Origin of the sequence: Acinetobacter sp. ANC 4779 (assembly GCF_004331055.1) — a bacterium.
Classification (GTDB): Bacteria; Pseudomonadota; Gammaproteobacteria; order Pseudomonadales; family Moraxellaceae; genus Acinetobacter.
Genome location: NZ_SJNU01000008.1, coordinates 102,025 through 118,400 on the forward strand (window position 1 = coordinate 102,025; position 16,376 = coordinate 118,400).

The window sequence follows — 16,376 nt, forward strand, 5'->3', positions numbered from 1 at the left end:
GCATGATTTTTACGCTCATGTGATTAAACCCGTTTAAAAATAAGAGAGGTATTAATTCCTCCAAAAGCAAAATTATTGCTCATGATGATCTCGGTATGCATGTTTCTAGATTGATTTACGATGTAATCCAGATCGCCACATGCTGCATCTAGGTCTTCTAAATTCAAGGTCGCAATAAACTGGCTACGTTGCATCATTTCAATACTCAGCCACGCTTCTATCGCGCCACACGCTCCTAGAGTATGCCCAAAATAACTTTTTAAAGAGCTAATCGGTTTCTTGCCCAAAATTCTGGCAGTAGCCTGACTTTCTGCTATATCCCCCTGATCGGTCGATGTACCGTGCGCATTGACATAGTCAATTTGGTCTGCCGGAATTTGCGCATCAGATAATGCCAGTTGCATGCAGCGTCCCATCATGTCTGAATCTGGACGTGTGACATGCTGACCATCGGTATTGCTGCCATAACCGATAATTTCTGCATAGATATGCGCACCACGAGCTTTGGCATGTTGATATTCTTCTAAAATTAAACAGCCTGCACCCTCACCCACCACCAGGCCATCACGTTTGGCATCAAATGGACGTGGGGTTTTTTCCGGATGTTCATTTTGACCGCTGGTGGCCAGCAATACATCAAACACCGCAGAACCTGCAGCACTGAGTTCTTCTGCTCCCCCTGCCAGCATCACGGTTTGCTTACCGTATTTAATTGCTTCATAGGCCTGACCAATGGCCATAGAACCCGAAGTACAGGCACTCGACGTCGGTAGCGTCAAGCCTTTCAAGCCAAAATACACGGTCATGTTCACCGCACTGGTATGCGACATCATCCGGATATAGGTGGTGGCATTCATTCTGTTCATGTTGTTATCAAGCAACATGCTGCCAAACTCGCCAATTGCATCGATGCTACCGGCCGATGAGCCGAATGCTACACCGGCTTGACCACTGCTTAAGATTGGATCATTTAATAGGCCTGCATCTTCAAGGGCTTTTTCAGCACACACCGTCGACATTAAGGCAACTCGACCCATGCCACGTGTCACTTTACGGTTAAAATGTTTGGGGATGGTAAAGGATTTGACTGGGCCGCCCAGTTTGCTGCGCAGGTCAGTGTGGATTTCCCATTCCGGCATATAGCGAATGCCACTTTTGCCCTGTTCAAACTGAGTGAAAATCTGATCTGCCGTTTCACCTAAAGAAGTAATGCCTGACATGCCCGTGACCACAACACGCTTCATCAAATCAATCCCCCATTGACTGAAATCACCTGCCGAGTGATATAACTGGCATCATCGCTGCATAAAAATTTCACCACTTTGGCCACTTCATCGACCTGTCCCATGCGTTGCAAGGGAATCATCTTCAATGCATGCTCTTTTACTTCTTCAGTCACCATTTCGGTTTCAATCAAGCCCGGTGCTACACAGTTCACGGTAATTTTTCGTTTTGCCAGTTCCAGCGCCAGAGCTTTGGTCGCGCCAATTAAACCAGCTTTTGCCGCGCTGTAATTGACCTGACCGCGGTTGCCCATCAACCCTGAAACAGAAGACATGGTCACAATACGTCCACCCTGTTTCAAGCGAATCATCGGCATTACCAGTGGTTTCAATACATTATAAAAACCATCCAGAGATGTAGAGATGACTTCATCCCAATCCTGGTCGGTTAAAGCCGGAAAGGCTGCATCACGGGTTAAACCGGCATTTAATACCACCCCATAAAATGCACCGTGTTCCGCCACATCTTGCTCAAGCAATTGCATGACATTTTCACGGTCATTCACATCAAATAAAAGCGCATGGCTGGATTGTCCCAAGGCCTGAATTTCCTGTACCACCTGTTCGGCTTCTTGCTGTCTGGATCGTGCATGTACGGTGACATCAAAGCCGGATTGCGCCAATTGCAAGGCAATGGCTTTACCAATGCCACGGCTTGAACCGGTTACTAAAATTCTTTTACTCACTGTGACTTCCCAATATTTTCTTCAATTTCCGGCGGCTCAAACACACTCAACATGGCACTAAAACGATGCTCTCGGTATTCGATTTCACAGTTAAACTGCCCCAACCCCTCATGCAAATAGCTTTGTTCCGCTTTAATCCGCACGGTTTCCCCCAAAGCAAAATAAGGCACAGGCAACTGCATTTTACGGGTACCCAATAAAAACCCAATTTTTGGTGTCAAGCCAAGCATCTGACCTTTATGTCCTGCATAGGTACTGATGGTCTGCGCCATCAGTTCAATACTGGTCCAGGTTGGCAAACCTTCAGCTTCACAAAATATCAGTTCAGGTCGAATCACCAGTTGCGCGATGGCGAAATGTTCATTGGCTTCAATGAGATGATCAACAAACACCATCGGCTTTTGATGCGGGATAAATTGTATTGCATCCATCATTTCAGTTTTGTTCCAAAAATTAGACTGATATTACTACCACCAAAAGCGAATGAATTACTCATCACATACTGGATCGGCTGTTCTAACTGTGCATTCAGCACATAATTTTGCTCATCCAGTTCGGCATCGATGCTACCGCAGTGATGCAAGGGCAACCATGACTGATCTGCTAAAACTTGCTGACAAATTACTGCTTCAATAGCGCCTGCTGCACCCAGACAATGCCCTGTTTTATGTTTGGTACTGCTGACTGGAACATCATAGGATTGAAATACGGTCTGAACGGCTTTAATTTCCATGGCATCATTTTGCTGTGTTGCCGTACCGTGCATATTCAAGTAACCAATCTCCTGTGCTGTAACACCGGCCATATCCAGCGCTTTTTGCATGGCCTCGGCAGCGCCTTTGCCTTCCGGATGTGGTGCAGAAATATGCCAGGCATCCATCGATTCACCCGCTGCCATTAACATCACCGGTGCGGTCTCTTTGGACAATAAAAATAGCCCGGCCGCTTCACCAATATTAATCCCGTCACGCTTTGCACCACAGGGCTGACATAGACCGCTGGACAGGCTTTCCAGACTATTAAATCCATTAAGAGTCAGCTGACACAAGGTATCTACACCACCGACCAAAACAGCATCGGCGAGGTCAGCATTAATCAAACGCTGTCCTGCCGCCATGGCTTTGGCACTGGAAGAACAGGCGGTGGAAATGCTATAAGCTGGCCCTTCCCAGCCCAGATACATTTGCAAGGCTTTGGCCAGACTGCCCATTTCCTGTGTGTAATGCTGAACTTCAACCTCAGCCTGATTGACAAAATATTGTTTCAGAACTTGTTCATTGTCTGCAATACCCGAGGTCGATGTGCCCAAAATAATCGCCAGACGTTTGCGATCAAACTGCGCAGTATATGCTTTCACAGCAGCTTCAATTGACTTTAAAGCCGTTAAAGCAAAACGTAAATTACGCGAATCTACATCCTGTAAAAAGTCTGGAATATTGTCGATTAAGGCGTGTTGATATGCACCGACCCAGACCTGTTTTTCTGGGATAAATCCTGAAACTAGACTCAAAGTATTTTGTGCAGTGGTCAGCGCCTGTTTGATCTGTTCAGCGCTATTGCCGAGTGCAGATAAACCCACACTGAACTGAATCCCGACTGCAGAATGTTGTGTCGTAATTTTATCGCCCATGATCATGCCTTTTATTCAGTGCTGTCCAGATCTGTATTTTCCAAGCTTTCGTTGATACTACTGATGACCATTTGATAAGGCACTTGCAGATTATCCAATTCGATTACATCATTTTCATGCTGGAGGTTTAATACATGCTGCTGGTTGATAAAAACCGACTGTGTCTGAGCAGAATTCTCAATCCGGACATTCTGTTGCTGTAACTGGGCAAAATGCGGATAAGTGGCGTATAAAATATCACGTACCACGAACTCAAATGGCAACAGCTTCATTTGCTCAATACGCTGTTCAACATGGACTTTCTGACCATCAAAACTGAGCTTGAACAATTGCTGTCCAGTCAGGGTCAACGCCAGCATTTCCAGCTTTTGACCTTGCTGTTGCTGATACAGCAAAAAGCTAAAACTCTGCTCTTTCCATTGGATTTCTAACTGATCCTGACGCTGGTAGTTTTGTGCAATCCAAGTGGTAGTGCTTAAACCCTGTGCTTTGGGTAGCAGGGATTGACAGCCACTACACAGCAGCACTGCACTAATAAATATTGCTGACCATTTTAGCTGCATATTAGACACCATTACTGAGGGTTTCAGTTTGCTGCGGATCACGGCAATACTCCGCCAACGTACTTAACCGTTTTTTGGCATTTTTATGAATCGGATTGCTGGTATCCCAGGCATAACCGGCAAGCAACGAAGATACCATGCGACGAATATTTTCATCTTGCTGGGTCGAGAACACCACATCCTGAAATTCACCGCTATACCAAGATTCCACATAGGCACGGAACACCTGAATGCCTTCACGCAGCGGTTTCTCATACTGTTCCATCCAGTTGACCGTCTGACCTTGCAGAACTTGATCCACCAACGGAATTGCCAGGCTTGAGGATTTCAAGGCAATGGTGACGCCGGATGAAAATACTGGATCGAGAAATTCACCTGCATTGCCCAGTAGAGCATAATTACGATCCGCCAGATGTTTTACATTGGCAGAATAGCCCACCAGTGTTCGCACCGATGTATCAAACTTGGCATTGCGTAATACCTGCGACAGGCTTTCATCATCGGCCAGAATGCGTTTCAACAAGGCCTTAACATCATAATCAGCACTGCCATCAAAGCCATATTGCTCAAAGAAGTCCTGCTCTGCCACCACACCAAAAGATGAACGTCCATCGGCAAACGGAATTAGCCAGTACCAGGCGCGATGATCTTTGGCATGTACCGTAATCAGGATTTTTTCCCGATCAAAGTTGGGATCATCTAAAATGCCATCTTCAATATGGGTAAACACGGCACGACGTACCGGAAAGTTGGATGGGCTTTCCAAGTCTAAGAACTTCGGCAGGATCCGGCCAAAACCGCTGGCATCCAGTAAAAATCGACCTTGTATTTGATAAACATTTTGCTGCTCATCTTTTACCGTCAAAATTGGCTGATCTGAGGCAACATCAACATCAATCACTTCATGTCCAAAACGGATTTCTGTACCGTATTTTTCAGCTTGCTGTGCCAGCAAATGGTCAAAGTGGGCACGGCGAACTTGCCAGGTGGTTCCCGGGCCTTGGCTAAACTTTTGGGTAAAGTCATAAAAACTGCGCTGCTTGCCCCTTAAGAATGCCGCACCATTTTTAAACTGAAAGGCAAACTCGCCAACATGCTCACGTACTGTATCTAGCAGCCCGGCTTCTTCGAGAAAAACCATGCATTGCGGCAACAATGATTCACCAATGGAAAATCGGGGGAAATGCTGTTTTTCAATAATCGTGACCTGATAGCCTTTCTGGCGCAGTAATGCGGCTGCCGAACTCCCCGATGGTCCTGCGCCGATAATCAATACATCTGTGTGTTGCATGGGGCTCATTGCACTGTACCTTAGTCTCTCAGTTCTTTGACTGATATTGATGAAGCACCCCATGTTTGACATCGGAAGATGTAAACAAGGTTGCATAAATAAATGAAAAAATAACCCCAAGCAACACCGTCAAACCAAAGCAATGAATGGCATAAGTCTGGCTAAAGGATAATAAACCGAAACCTAATAAAGTAGACATCATACAAAGGAATAGAGCCATGCCCACGACTTGCGGATGATCATGTCCGTGGCGGTAGAAAATGGCATAGTCCACCCCAATCCCGATAATCAGGAAAGTCCCCATAATGCTGAATAAATTAATTTCTACACCCAGCCAGGCCTGAATCGCAAAAGTGCTCATCAAGGCCAGCGTCACCGGCAAGACCAAAGCTAAAATCGACTTCAAGCCATAAATGAGGCCTAGTCCAATCATTAAACAGATTAAAGCCGAAACCAGCAACCACTGTGCCTGAATACGGTGCTGCTGGAACAACTCAGACAGTTGATTGACTGGACGTAATAGCTGTACCTGCGGAGTATTGAGCTGTTCTAAAGCGGCAACATCATGCACATTTTGCAACAGCACCAGTCGCTCGGTTGGACTCATGTGTAGAAAAGCCAAAGGATGCTGACTCATTTCAGCAGGACTGAGTAAAGGCTGCTGGGCCAGTTGTTCTTGCCAGCCCAACACCTCTGCCGGATTCAGCTGCAATACTGCGGCATAGTCCAGCAAGGTACCAGTTGGAATCGCTTGTAATAACTGAATATTGTGTTGCTGCTGCGCTTTGGATGGCAGCCATTGACCTAAAGCCTGAAAACCATCCAGCTTGTTTTGTACCTGTAGAACTTGCAATTTTTCTAACAGTTTCTGTTCGTTTTGTTCCAGTTGCTGAGCTGTGCTGCCATGTACCACAAAGTATTCACTGCTTTGCTGCTGCATAAAGCGTTCACGGACGTACTGATCTTCCTGCTTCAGTTTTTGATCCATACTTTGTAAGTTACGAATATCATCATTGCTTTGCAGAAACATTAGGCTACTACCCGTGACCACAGCAATTAAGCCGATCAGGCCATAACGCAGACCATTTCTAGCCTGCACCCAAGAGCGTGCTTTACCAATAAAGCCTAAACGGCGAATGGCCGGCTCGGCATTTAACGGCGCTAATCTTGGTAACAGTAAAACGCTGGTGATCCATGCTGCAGCCAGACCCACCATAGAGAATACTGCAATCTGTTTAAAGCCCGGAAATGGGGTAAAACTGAGGAAAATATATGCGACCAGAGTGGTCATCAACCCCATAAACAGGCTGGGTAATAACGGCTTTAATACTGCAAAACCGTTGATATGTCGATGCTGCGATTGCATGGCCATAAAGTAAAAAGAAAAATCGACACATACCCCGACCAGACTGGCACCAAAGACCAGAGTCATCAGGTGAATTTCACCAAACACCCAATGGGTAAGGGCAAATGCCACCAGACATCCGGTTCCTACAGCAATCATTTCAGTCAGCATCGGACGAACCGAGCGGAAGCCAAACAGTACCAAAAGAAAAATACCGAGGGTAGAACCGACCCCAATAGTAGAAATTTCTTTTTCCGCCGAGGTGGTACCGAATTGGGCAAACAGCAAAGTACCGGTCCAATGCGGTTCAACCTGCATCTGTTTTAGCTTTGCATTGAGCTGCTCAATCCATGCGGATGTTTTTTCCTGATAATCAATATTGTAAGGACTATTTTTTAGCTCTAACACCAATAAACGGGAAATACCTTGCTCATCTCGAATCGTGGCAAAACCATCTTCCAGCGTTATATCTGGATTCGCCTGTAAACTGGATAAGCCCATGGCATAACGCGGAAACAATAACAGCGGGTCTTGTTGTAACAGCTCTGTAGTCACAGGCATGCCCGGACTCATGATCTGCAATAAGCCTTGGTCGGTCAAAGAGGCATAATTTTTTTCTTCAAGCAGCTTTTGATCATCGGGAGTCAGCAAGCCGGCACGATGTTGATATAACACTTGGGCAAACTTTTCACTGTCCAGCTGTGCATGTAGCGGTTGCCATAAATCCGTTGTTGCCACGCTTTGTTTAAAGGTACGGGTAGCTTTTGTTAGAGCTGCATCATCCTTGGCATTGAGCACCACAAACACCTTGTCATTAAGCTGCTGACTGACATATTGCTGCGCCCGTTCCAGCCGCGGATCCTGGTGGGCTTCCGGCAATAAGGCAAAGATATTGGTTTGAATGTGAATCTCTTTTTTCAGCCAAGCCGTACCCAGCGCGATGGCGATCACGCTGAGCACAATCAGCCATAACGCCGTAAATTTATTTTGCCAGTTGGAAAAGTGCATTTTCCTCAGCCGTTAAAATTTGGGGTTGAGTCGTTTGCTGGCTAAAGCGAATGGTGCTGCTGTTATTGCCTTTTTCCTGCAGCACAATACGATCGACATAACGCTGTCCTTGGGCATCGACACGGACAAATAATTTTTTAAATAAACTGCTTTTCGGGGTTAAAGTCACACTCCACTGCGCCGGGGTATAACTGGCCGAAACAATATTGAAGTTCTTGGCTAAAGCCATTTCATTGCCCGACATCAGCTGCAAGAACATGGTCGCAACCGAGCCATAAGGTGATTTATCAATTTCAATCTGACTATAGGTGCGCTGGGTTTTTTGCACCAGTTTACGCGGGGTCACAATCAGGTCGGCTTTGACTGGGGTTTGAATTTTCCAGATCACCCCTTCTGATTTGGAAAATAGTACCGTGCCTTTGGAAACAAAGGTTTTATTCATTGAAGTCAATTTTTTTTGCTGTTCAAAATTGGCACGCACGGTAGGCGTCGCGGCAAGCTGTGCAAAGATTTGTTTGAGCTGCGGATTTTGTGCATGCACCGGTTGCCACAGCAACATGATAAGAGCTAGCATGGCTGCGAATAACCGCCATGCTGCACGTGGTAGATTGATCAATGTCATCTGCTTTACTCCGCTTTAAACTCAGACCAGGCGTTTAAGCGCTGCAATAAAATTTGCGGTGACTGGAAACACATTTCACGGTTTTCAATCTGCACCGCCACTTGGGTGGTATAGCCTTTGGTCAGTCTTTTTCCAGTTTCCGCATCAAAAATCTGATATTCAATTTTCAGACGGTTTTCCCATTCTTTTAAAATTGCACGTACCCGAATTTTCTGTTGAAACAGGATGCCATACGCATAACGCACATGACTTTCTATCACAGGCCATGCATAACCGGAGTCACGCATCTGGATATAGTTGTAATCAAACTTATCGAGCAATTTACAACGCGCAATTTCAAAATACTTTAAATAATGTCCATGCCAGACCACGTTCATGGCATCTACATCATGAAAGGGTACTTCAATGATTACATCGGCATGCATAGTCTGTATCCCATCAGCTTTAGCGAACAAGTTCACTGCTTAATAATTCTAAATTTTCCAAACGATCCACCAGTTGCTGCAACTCGTGTTGCAATGGCCGGTCTTCCACCACGTAGTCAAAGCTCTGCAACACCCAGGCCCTAAATGCAGCCAAGACTTCGGCCAGCTTGCCATCCAAACCTTTTAAGTGAATGGCTTGAACACTGGCACAGCACAGCGCGGCAATCACCTGTTCGGTCAACACTATCACCCGGCTGGCATCGCGTGCGGCAATGGTGCCCATACTGACCTTGTCCTGGTTATGACATTCGGTCGAACGAGAGAAAATGGATGCTGAAAGCGTTTGTTTCAAGGCTTCCGCTGTCCATGCCGACACGCCAATCTGTACGGCTTTAAAACCGTGATTCAGCGGTAAACGTACTGCGGTGGCGCCGGTCAAATTACGCGGCAAACCATTATTCATTTTATAGTCCACCAGTTGCGCAAATTGACGGTCCATTAAATCGGCAATATTGGCGATCATGATTTTCAGGCTGTCCATGGCTTGGGCAATATGTCCGCCATAGAAATGACCGCCATGCAACACGCGTAAATTTACCGGATCAATTAATGGATTATCATTACTGGAATTCAGTTCATTTTCAATAAACTGGCGTAACCAGGGTTTAGAATCTTCAAATACCCCAATAATATGCGGTGCGCAGCGCAAGGAATATCGGTCTTGCAAACGTGAACTCTGATGTTCGGTTTGTACTTCACTGTTTAACCAATTGCGCAATTGTTCGGCAATATGTTGCTGGCCCGGATGCGGTTTTTGTGCAAACAGTACTTCATCGAAATGACTCGGATTGCCTTCCAAAGCCAAAACATTCAGTGCGGTAATGCAGGTACTGGCCAAACTAATCTGTTCAGCTTTTTTATAGTTTAAACAGGCGATTGCAGTCATGACAGCAGTACCATTCATCAGCGCCAGTCCTTCTTTAGGACGTAACACCAAGGGCTGCATGTTTTTTTCTGCATAGACGTGACTGATCGGAACAATCTGCCCCTGATGGTAAACATCACGCTCACCGACCAAAGCCCCTGCAATATAGGACAATGGTGTTAAATCGCCACTGGCACCAACTGAACCTTCTGACGGAATCACCGGAATCACATTTTCATTCAGCATCCATACCAGACGTTGCAGCAAGGCATGCGAAACACCGGAATAGCCACGTGCCAGCGAACATAAACGTGTCACCACTACAGCTCGCGCCGTGATTAAATCCAGATTCTGACCGAGACCACAGCCATGAAAACGCGATAAATGCAAAGGCAGTTCATTGACCTGATGCGCGGGAATTTCCACCAGACAGGAATCGCCATAGCCGGTGGTGACACCATAAATCACGCCTTCATCCTGCAACAGCTGATCCAGAAAATCGGCACCGCGCTGAATCAATTCACGCCATTCAGCACTGGCAGGCAAAGCCACTGATTTTTCCTGACGTGCAACAGCCACCACATCTTCAATCGAAAGTGGTGTTTCCCCAACTATTAACACTTGCATTAATCTTTGTTCCAGAAATTATAGAAATTAAACCATTGATATGGCGCACGAATACAGTGCTGTTCAAGTAAGCTGACATATTGGCGTGTAGTATTTTGCATCGCTTGCATGCGGTTTTTACGCGGAAAATCCAGTTGCTCTGCAATCGAATGAATATGCACTTCAAAGCAGTTTTCAATGCGATAACAAAACACAGCCAGTACAGGCACTTTTAGCAAACTGGCTAAAATCCATGCCCCTTGCGGCCAGTTGGCCTCTTCACCTAAAAATGAAACTGGCTGTACCCGATCCGATTGCACCGGAACGCGATCCGCCGCAACAATAATCCACTCCCCCTGATCAAGTTTTTCTTGCAAAATCAGCGCAGTTTCCATACCCAGTTCATCTACCGAAATCAGATTGACATCGGCATGATCATTCAGTTTTTTGAGAAACCGGTTAAATTTGGTCGCATGTTTTTGATAGACCAAGACATTAATTTTTTGTGGATGATCCGATTTGATTGCCCGCAGCAATTCAATATTGCCAAAATGCGACACCACAATCACCGCACCTTTTTGATAATGCGCGCGGAGATACTCATGTCCGTGTAAAACCAGTTGTTGCTCCGATATTTTTCCGAGCCAACCTTCAATTTTATCCAGAATACATTCGCCAAACTGCATTAAATGCAGATAGCTATGGCCCAAACCAGGTGTGCTTTTAAAGGGTGAATTCGGTCCTGCAAAATGATGCAACTTGGTTAAATAGAGCTGTGAGGCCTGACGAGCAGTGACTGAAAAAATCCAGAACCACATAATAATAAAATACATCAAGATACGGCACAGCCAGCGACCACCTAAACGATAGAAAGCCAACACCAAATTCAGTGAAAACATTCCACCCCGTTCTTTAATGTCATTCCATTGCGTTGTGTTCAGCTCAGCCACTGGATTAACCTTTTATTTTCTGTGACAGCAATTTAGGCAAACGCAGCAGCATGCCGCCAAACAAGTGCAAATGTGCCTGGCTTATACCAATATTGTCACGCCATAGCTTGAAATGCGAAATGCCATCTTCAGGGTAGACCACTTTGGTGGGCACATTCATAAAAGGCACCTCTGCCCATTTTAAACGCACCAAAATTTCACTATCAAAACCCATACGTGGCTGAAATTTTGCAGAATCCAGCACCTGAATGGTACTAAGCAGCGGATAAACCCGAAAACCGCACATACTGTCTTTAATATCAAAAGACAGGCTATTAATCCACACCCAGATATGAGTCGCATAGCGACCATAAAGGCGTTTTTTCGGCACCGATTCATCGAAAATGGGCTGACCGATGACCATTGCTTGCGGGTTTTGTTGGGAAATTTGCAGAAATTTTGCCACATCCTGCCAGTCGTGCTGAGCGTCGGAATCGAGCTGTAAGGCATGACTAAAACCCAGAGCATGTGCATGGCGTAAACCGCTGCTCACTGCCTTGCCTTTGCCCTGATTATGACTATGCTCCACCAATTCAACCCAGGAATGCTTTGCCTGAATGTCATGTAAAATTGCTGTACATAAGGCATCACTGCCATCATTGACCAAAATAATCGGCATTTGAAACTGGTTCAAATGAGTTACCAAAGCCTGAATATGATGAGGATGGTTATAAACTGGAATCACAAAACAATGCTGCATATACATCCCCTTTTTAAGTCTGTTCAGTTTGTGTTTTAAACAACAAACGGCCAGATGCCAATGGCTGCTCTGCATGACTTAATACAAAACTGACTTTGTGCAGTTTTCTCGACAATTTCAGTTGTAATACCCTATAAGGCTGGATCAGATCCTGAAACTTGAGCTGTTCAAAACCATTACACCATTCAAGCTCTGCCCAGGTCTGACGGGCAAAATGCTGAATAAACCCAATCTGTCCTACACCCGGAAAAATTGGATAGCCTGGAAAGTGCCCTTTAAAGCATTCCAGTTCGGGAGAAAACTCGAGGCGATAGAGCGCCTGATCTGGCTCATTTTGTTGCTCCAACACAATAGGCAATAACATAGGCTGAAATAAGGATTTCATGTATTGTTTATTCAGCTTAGATTGGGCATTTTGCGGTAATTGTGTCAAAAATCGCCACTGTCTTGGAATGGCGATGCTTTCCAGCTTTGAATTTAACTGCGCTTTGATTGCTGCCACACATTGCGCTTTGTTGCTGCTTTGTAGCTGTTGTCTGGCCTGCTCGGACAAGACCGCCACACAGGCTAAAATTTGACGATGTTCCCGTTCCACAATCAACACATGACACTGGATAATTTCATCCAGCTCGACAATTTTCTGCTCGATGGCATCCAGACTGAGGCGTTTCTCTTCCAGTTTTACAATCCGGTCTAGTCGTCCCAGCAAACGGAATGGACTTTTGGAATTTACCGCATCCATCACTTCAACTTTATCACCGGTGAAAATCCAGTCTTCACTAAAAGCATGATTGGTTCTGACTTGCAGTTCCTGTTGCTCCCCGGCCTGAATATCGACATTGGCAAACGGTGTCCACAAGGCATCATCTTGCTTTCGATGTGCAATTCCGCCCGTTTCGGAGCTGCCAAACACTTCGGTAATCGGTCGGTTTACATGAGGACGTACACCGGACTCAAGTTTTCCACCCGATGAATATACGGTGAGGCAGTCTTGCAATAACACATCGCTGGTCCAGCGTTTTAACAAGGCAGGACTGGAAATCACATAATTATTCATCTTAAAAGCAGCTATTTTTTTTTGGATATCCGCGACATCTTCAGGGAAAGCCAGCTGCGTCTGATAAAAACAGTGACCACTTGCCAATGGCCAGAGCAATTTAAACAGCAAACCATAAATATGCTGATGACTGACGGTTGCAATGGCAATCGCCTGTTCAGGCAATTGAAAACTGGCATCTAATCCCTGTACTTCATTGAGCAATTGACGCAAGGTACGCGGGATTTTCTTTGGCTGTCCGGTAGAACCAGAAGTGTAAAAATAGATTTTCGCCTGATGCAAAAAAGCATCATCCAGATTCAGTTCAATATTTTGATTTTGTGCTAATGATACTGACTGACGTTGCAAGAAATAAATGTTCTGTTCTGCGAGTTCTTTTTCTAAATCACTGACCCGATTAGGTGGCAAAAGCACCTGTTTTTTGGCCAACAGTGCGGCAAACAGCAGCACTAGAAACTGATAACTGTCAGGTTCCCACAAAGCCCAACTTTGCTGTGAAAGTGACTCAATTGCATGGCTTTGTTGTATCACATCCTGCCAGAAATCCTGAAAAGAGACTGGGCTTAAATCAGGCTGAATACACAGCACGTTCAATGAATGGAGATGATTCTGAAAATGACACAACATAATAATCTGTTTTTATTCCTAAAGTTGATTTAAGCGCTGCTGTCGCTTACGCAAGATAAATTCGCCCAGCAGCAACATTCCCATCAGTACATAGGAAATAAAACCGTTATATAGCACCCAGATGTGCATGGGCGTAAACCATACCGTTGCCAAGGAAATCAGGGCATTCAGCACGAAAAAACCACACCAGACAATGGTGATTTTGCGCGTCCAGATGATGCCTGCTTCGGGTAAATTGGGCTCTGCTAAACGTGCAAAACGCTCAATCATAGAAGGCGGTTTAATTAAAGTCGAGGCAAAAATGAGAAGTGCACCAACACTCATAAATACCGGATACAGTTTCAGCCAGGCATTATCTTTTAAAATCAAACTCAAACTGCCACATAAAATCGCAAATCCGGTCAGTGGCCACAACAAGGCATTGCCCTTGCTGAACAAGCGTAATAGACCCAAAACAATCAGCAGGCTGCTGACCCAGATATATTGCCCATGCGACAAACTATAACCCACTAAAAAGGGATAGAGAATCAAGCCGATTGCCACTATCCCTTTGAAGAGCAGGTTCATGCAGCAGACATATTCTGAATCACAGTCACCACGTCTTGAACCGTACGGACATTTTTAAAATCTTCCGGATTGACCTGTTTACCGGTCAATTCTTTAATTTTGACCACTAGATCAATCGCATCAATACTGTCCACATCCAGATCATTGGCTAAATTTGCATCCAGCTGAACATCTTCAGGACTAATTTCGAACAGATCTTCCATCCATGCTCTTAATTTTTCAAGTACTTGTTCCTGAGTTAACATCACAACCTCTTACGCCTTTTGCTGTGCTTCCACCAAAGCCACCAGACTTTGAATGGATTTAAAATGTTGCTTGGTTTCTGCCGATTCAGCATTCAAGTGAATGTTGTAACGTTTTTTCAGCGCCAAACCAAGTTCCAAGGCATCAATGGAATCTAGACCCAAGCCATCACCAAATAAAGGTGCTTCGGTTTCAATATCATCTATGCTGATGTCCTCAAGGGCCAGAACATCAATAATCATTTGCTTTAATTCATCAGCAAGATTGCTCATTTTTCAGATAACTCTTGGTTAAAAAACTGGTGTAATTGATGATTCAGCTGACGCACATTTTTCGGGCTGACCGTGGCATCATCTAAAAGATCTTCGACGTAAATGGCATCCAACACCTTCACCTGAATATGAAATGGTCGTGAAGGAATGTGATACCACTTTTCATTCTTGGTTAAGGTTGAAGGCGTACAGGTGATCAGAACGGGACGAATCGGCACATTGGCTCGAATCGCAATATTCGCCGCACCACGCTGAAACTCATTCAATAATTCGCCTTTAGCCGTACGTGTTCCTTCAGGAAAAATCAGCAAAGATGCCGCTTGATCAGTGTTTAATTTTGCAACGCAGTCCTCAATAAACTGTTTAGACGCTGCATTTAAAATATAACCGGCATTTTGCACCGGACCTTTGGTAAATGGATTTGACCACAGGGCTTGCTTCACCACACAGTTGGCCTGTTCCATCAGGCCAATCAGCAGCACCACATCCACCAGAGTGGGATGGTTGGCAATCACCAGTTCTTGCCTACTGTGCTGTAATTTTTCCAGACCTTCAATGTCATAGCGCATAATTCCAAGCTTGACCATCATTTCAGTAAAGCCCTTGAAACTATACTTGATTACTTTTTGCGTGCGTTGCTGTCTTAAACTCGGATTCTGGGTCGACAGATTCACCAACGGTGCAACCAAGCCCCCAATCGCCATTCCACCCATCCCGAAACTGGCAAAACTAAAACCGGTTGCACCCATACGCCATAGATAATTGGCTTTTTGTTTAATTCGAGCTGCTTTTAACATTTTTGCCATGCCTGAGTCTGACGATCATCTTGTTTTTGATCGAATTCATACCAAAAATCATAAAATTTTTGCGCATCCAGATATTTATGGCGATGATGGGTTAATGCGTTGATATCCAGTTGCAAATTTGGTGTTGCAAGGCTAATGACTGCCGACATGGCAAAACCACTAAAAGGCTGAAATTCCTGATAGATTTCAGGTAAAGCTTCATCATAATACACCACCAAAACTCGTGCATCATGAGGTTGTGGCATGGTTTTTAACCAGGCATAAGCTTCAATCAGTGCTTCACTCCAAGTCGCGGCCAAACTGGTGGACGGCGTGGCATCCTGACATAAAATGGAATACAAGCCAGCAATCGCATTATGCACCGAAGTTGAAAACTGCGTCGGAGATGGAGTCTGATCTTGCAGCACATCGGCCAGAATTTTCAAGGTTTTATGCTCATCACCATATTGCGATGCCCAGACAATGTAGTCCACTGGTTCTGAATTCAGCGATTGAATTGCACTATTTAAAGCCAGTTTTGCAATTCCAGATAAGCGTCTACGCTGCATGGCAGGAATCTGTTCTAGGGTAGGCGCGGTTTCGTCGGCACGACTCATATATAGGGGTGATACATTTAGTTGGATCATTGCCGAATTATTCCATACCCTAAAAATTGTTTAGCTCGAGGCTATTTTATGCGCCGGATTATAGCATTTGTCACAAAAATTACATAAAAAAAAATCCTGTAGATT

General features: G+C 45.0%; 17 protein-coding genes and 1 pseudogene. All 18 read right to left on the bottom strand.

Annotation, left to right across the window (positions count from 1 at the left end):
• Positions 1 to 23: 23 nt before the first annotated feature.
• Complete coding sequence (locus E0H80_RS10710; RefSeq protein WP_131365663.1) at positions 24 to 1,244, bottom strand: beta-ketoacyl-ACP synthase; 1,221 nt, start codon at positions 1,242 to 1,244, stop codon at positions 24 to 26.
• The gene (locus tag E0H80_RS10715; RefSeq protein ID WP_131365665.1) at positions 1,244 to 1,969 is read right to left on the bottom strand and encodes a 3-ketoacyl-ACP reductase FabG2; all 726 of its coding nucleotides are present in this window, start codon (positions 1,967 to 1,969) and stop codon (positions 1,244 to 1,246) included. The genes E0H80_RS10710 and E0H80_RS10715 overlap by 1 nt, the downstream gene beginning before the upstream one ends.
• Positions 1,966 to 2,403 (bottom strand): 3-hydroxylacyl-ACP dehydratase, encoded by a 438-nt coding sequence (locus tag E0H80_RS10720; protein ID WP_131365667.1) that lies wholly within the window; start codon positions 2,401 to 2,403, stop codon positions 1,966 to 1,968. Before E0H80_RS10720 ends, E0H80_RS10715 begins: the two co-directional genes overlap by 4 nt.
• Positions 2,400 to 3,599, bottom strand: coding sequence for a beta-ketoacyl-[acyl-carrier-protein] synthase family protein (locus E0H80_RS10725; RefSeq protein ID WP_131365669.1), 1,200 nt, complete (start codon positions 3,597 to 3,599; stop codon positions 2,400 to 2,402). The genes E0H80_RS10720 and E0H80_RS10725 overlap by 4 nt, the downstream gene beginning before the upstream one ends.
• Before the next feature lie 11 nt (positions 3,600 to 3,610).
• The gene (locus tag E0H80_RS10730; protein ID WP_416224587.1) at positions 3,611 to 4,162 is read right to left on the bottom strand and encodes a DUF3261 domain-containing protein; all 552 of its coding nucleotides are present in this window, start codon (positions 4,160 to 4,162) and stop codon (positions 3,611 to 3,613) included.
• A 1-nt stretch (position 4,163) separates the two neighbouring features.
• Positions 4,164 to 5,462: an NAD(P)/FAD-dependent oxidoreductase gene (locus tag E0H80_RS10735; protein ID WP_131365671.1), complete on the bottom strand. Its 1,299-nt coding sequence runs from the start codon at positions 5,460 to 5,462 to the stop codon at positions 4,164 to 4,166.
• Positions 5,463 to 5,481: 19 nt separating this feature from the next.
• Positions 5,482 to 7,806, bottom strand: coding sequence for an MMPL family transporter (locus E0H80_RS10740; RefSeq protein WP_131365673.1), 2,325 nt, complete (start codon positions 7,804 to 7,806; stop codon positions 5,482 to 5,484).
• Positions 7,781 to 8,380, bottom strand: a complete 600-nt coding sequence (locus E0H80_RS10745) for a LolA family protein (RefSeq protein ID WP_131365766.1) — start codon at positions 8,378 to 8,380, stop codon at positions 7,781 to 7,783. Before E0H80_RS10745 ends, E0H80_RS10740 begins: the two co-directional genes overlap by 26 nt.
• A gap of 53 nt (positions 8,381 to 8,433) precedes the next feature.
• A complete protein-coding gene (locus E0H80_RS10750) occupies positions 8,434 to 8,853 on the bottom strand; it encodes an acyl-CoA thioesterase (RefSeq protein ID WP_131365675.1) in 420 nt (139 codons plus the stop codon).
• A 19-nt stretch (positions 8,854 to 8,872) separates the two neighbouring features.
• Positions 8,873 to 10,405 (bottom strand): HAL/PAL/TAL family ammonia-lyase, encoded by a 1,533-nt coding sequence (locus tag E0H80_RS10755; RefSeq protein WP_131365677.1) that lies wholly within the window; start codon positions 10,403 to 10,405, stop codon positions 8,873 to 8,875.
• Positions 10,405 to 11,283: an acyltransferase gene (locus E0H80_RS10760; RefSeq protein ID WP_131365768.1), complete on the bottom strand. Its 879-nt coding sequence runs from the start codon at positions 11,281 to 11,283 to the stop codon at positions 10,405 to 10,407. Before E0H80_RS10760 ends, E0H80_RS10755 begins: the two co-directional genes overlap by 1 nt.
• A 55-nt stretch (positions 11,284 to 11,338) precedes the next feature.
• Entirely contained in the window at positions 11,339 to 12,073 is a 735-nt protein-coding gene (locus tag E0H80_RS10765; protein ID WP_131365679.1) for a glycosyltransferase family 2 protein, read from the bottom strand.
• A gap of 13 nt (positions 12,074 to 12,086) precedes the next feature.
• Complete coding sequence (locus E0H80_RS10770) at positions 12,087 to 13,757, bottom strand: AMP-binding protein (protein WP_131365681.1); 1,671 nt, start codon at positions 13,755 to 13,757, stop codon at positions 12,087 to 12,089.
• 18 nt (positions 13,758 to 13,775) lie between these two features.
• Positions 13,776 to 14,324 carry a septation protein IspZ gene (locus E0H80_RS10775; protein WP_131365684.1) on the bottom strand — a complete coding sequence of 183 codons (549 nt, stop codon included), beginning with the start codon at positions 14,322 to 14,324 and terminating at the stop codon, positions 13,776 to 13,778.
• Positions 14,321 to 14,569, bottom strand: coding sequence for an acyl carrier protein (locus tag E0H80_RS10780; protein ID WP_131365686.1), 249 nt, complete (start codon positions 14,567 to 14,569; stop codon positions 14,321 to 14,323). The genes E0H80_RS10775 and E0H80_RS10780 overlap by 4 nt, the downstream gene beginning before the upstream one ends.
• Positions 14,570 to 14,578: 9 nt before the next feature.
• Complete coding sequence (locus E0H80_RS10785) at positions 14,579 to 14,839, bottom strand: phosphopantetheine-binding protein (RefSeq protein WP_067722984.1); 261 nt, start codon at positions 14,837 to 14,839, stop codon at positions 14,579 to 14,581.
• Positions 14,823 to 15,636, bottom strand: a pseudogene (locus E0H80_RS10790) (lysophospholipid acyltransferase family protein). The gene E0H80_RS10785 and the pseudogene E0H80_RS10790 overlap by 17 nt, the downstream one beginning before the upstream one ends.
• On the bottom strand, positions 15,630 to 16,271 hold the full coding sequence (locus E0H80_RS10795; RefSeq protein WP_131365688.1) for a beta-ketoacyl synthase chain length factor: 642 nt from the start codon (positions 16,269 to 16,271) through the stop codon (positions 15,630 to 15,632). The pseudogene E0H80_RS10790 and the gene E0H80_RS10795 overlap by 7 nt, the downstream one beginning before the upstream one ends.
• Positions 16,272 to 16,376: the final 105 nt, after the last annotated feature.

Excerpts from the sequence above, each read along its gene's own strand:
- E0H80_RS10710 (WP_131365663.1), bottom strand. The coding sequence starts at position 1,244 with ATGAAGCGTGTTGTGGTCACGGGCATGTCAGGCATTACTTCTTTAGGT.
- E0H80_RS10720 (WP_131365667.1), bottom strand. The coding sequence starts at position 2,403 with ATGATGGATGCAATACAATTTATCCCGCATCAAAAGCCGATGGTGTTT.
- E0H80_RS10725 (WP_131365669.1), bottom strand. The coding sequence starts at position 3,599 with ATGGGCGATAAAATTACGACACAACATTCTGCAGTCGGGATTCAGTTC.
- E0H80_RS10730 (WP_416224587.1), bottom strand. The coding sequence starts at position 4,162 with ATGCAGCTAAAATGGTCAGCAATATTTATTAGTGCAGTGCTGCTGTGT.
- E0H80_RS10735 (WP_131365671.1), bottom strand. The coding sequence starts at position 5,462 with ATGAGCCCCATGCAACACACAGATGTATTGATTATCGGCGCAGGACCA.
- E0H80_RS10740 (WP_131365673.1), bottom strand. The coding sequence starts at position 7,806 with ATGCACTTTTCCAACTGGCAAAATAAATTTACGGCGTTATGGCTGATT.
- E0H80_RS10745 (WP_131365766.1), bottom strand. The coding sequence starts at position 8,380 with ATGCTAGCTCTTATCATGTTGCTGTGGCAACCGGTGCATGCACAAAAT.
- E0H80_RS10750 (WP_131365675.1), bottom strand. The coding sequence starts at position 8,853 with ATGCATGCCGATGTAATCATTGAAGTACCCTTTCATGATGTAGATGCC.
- E0H80_RS10755 (WP_131365677.1), bottom strand. The coding sequence starts at position 10,405 with ATGCAAGTGTTAATAGTTGGGGAAACACCACTTTCGATTGAAGATGTG.
- E0H80_RS10760 (WP_131365768.1), bottom strand. The coding sequence starts at position 11,283 with ATGTTTTCACTGAATTTGGTGTTGGCTTTCTATCGTTTAGGTGGTCGC.
- E0H80_RS10765 (WP_131365679.1), bottom strand. The coding sequence starts at position 12,073 with ATGCAGCATTGTTTTGTGATTCCAGTTTATAACCATCCTCATCATATT.
- E0H80_RS10770 (WP_131365681.1), bottom strand. The coding sequence starts at position 13,757 with ATGTTGTGTCATTTTCAGAATCATCTCCATTCATTGAACGTGCTGTGT.
- E0H80_RS10775 (WP_131365684.1), bottom strand. The coding sequence starts at position 14,324 with ATGAACCTGCTCTTCAAAGGGATAGTGGCAATCGGCTTGATTCTCTAT.
- E0H80_RS10780 (WP_131365686.1), bottom strand. The coding sequence starts at position 14,569 with ATGTTAACTCAGGAACAAGTACTTGAAAAATTAAGAGCATGGATGGAA.
- E0H80_RS10785 (WP_067722984.1), bottom strand. The coding sequence starts at position 14,839 with ATGAGCAATCTTGCTGATGAATTAAAGCAAATGATTATTGATGTTCTG.
- E0H80_RS10795 (WP_131365688.1), bottom strand. The coding sequence starts at position 16,271 with ATGATCCAACTAAATGTATCACCCCTATATATGAGTCGTGCCGACGAA.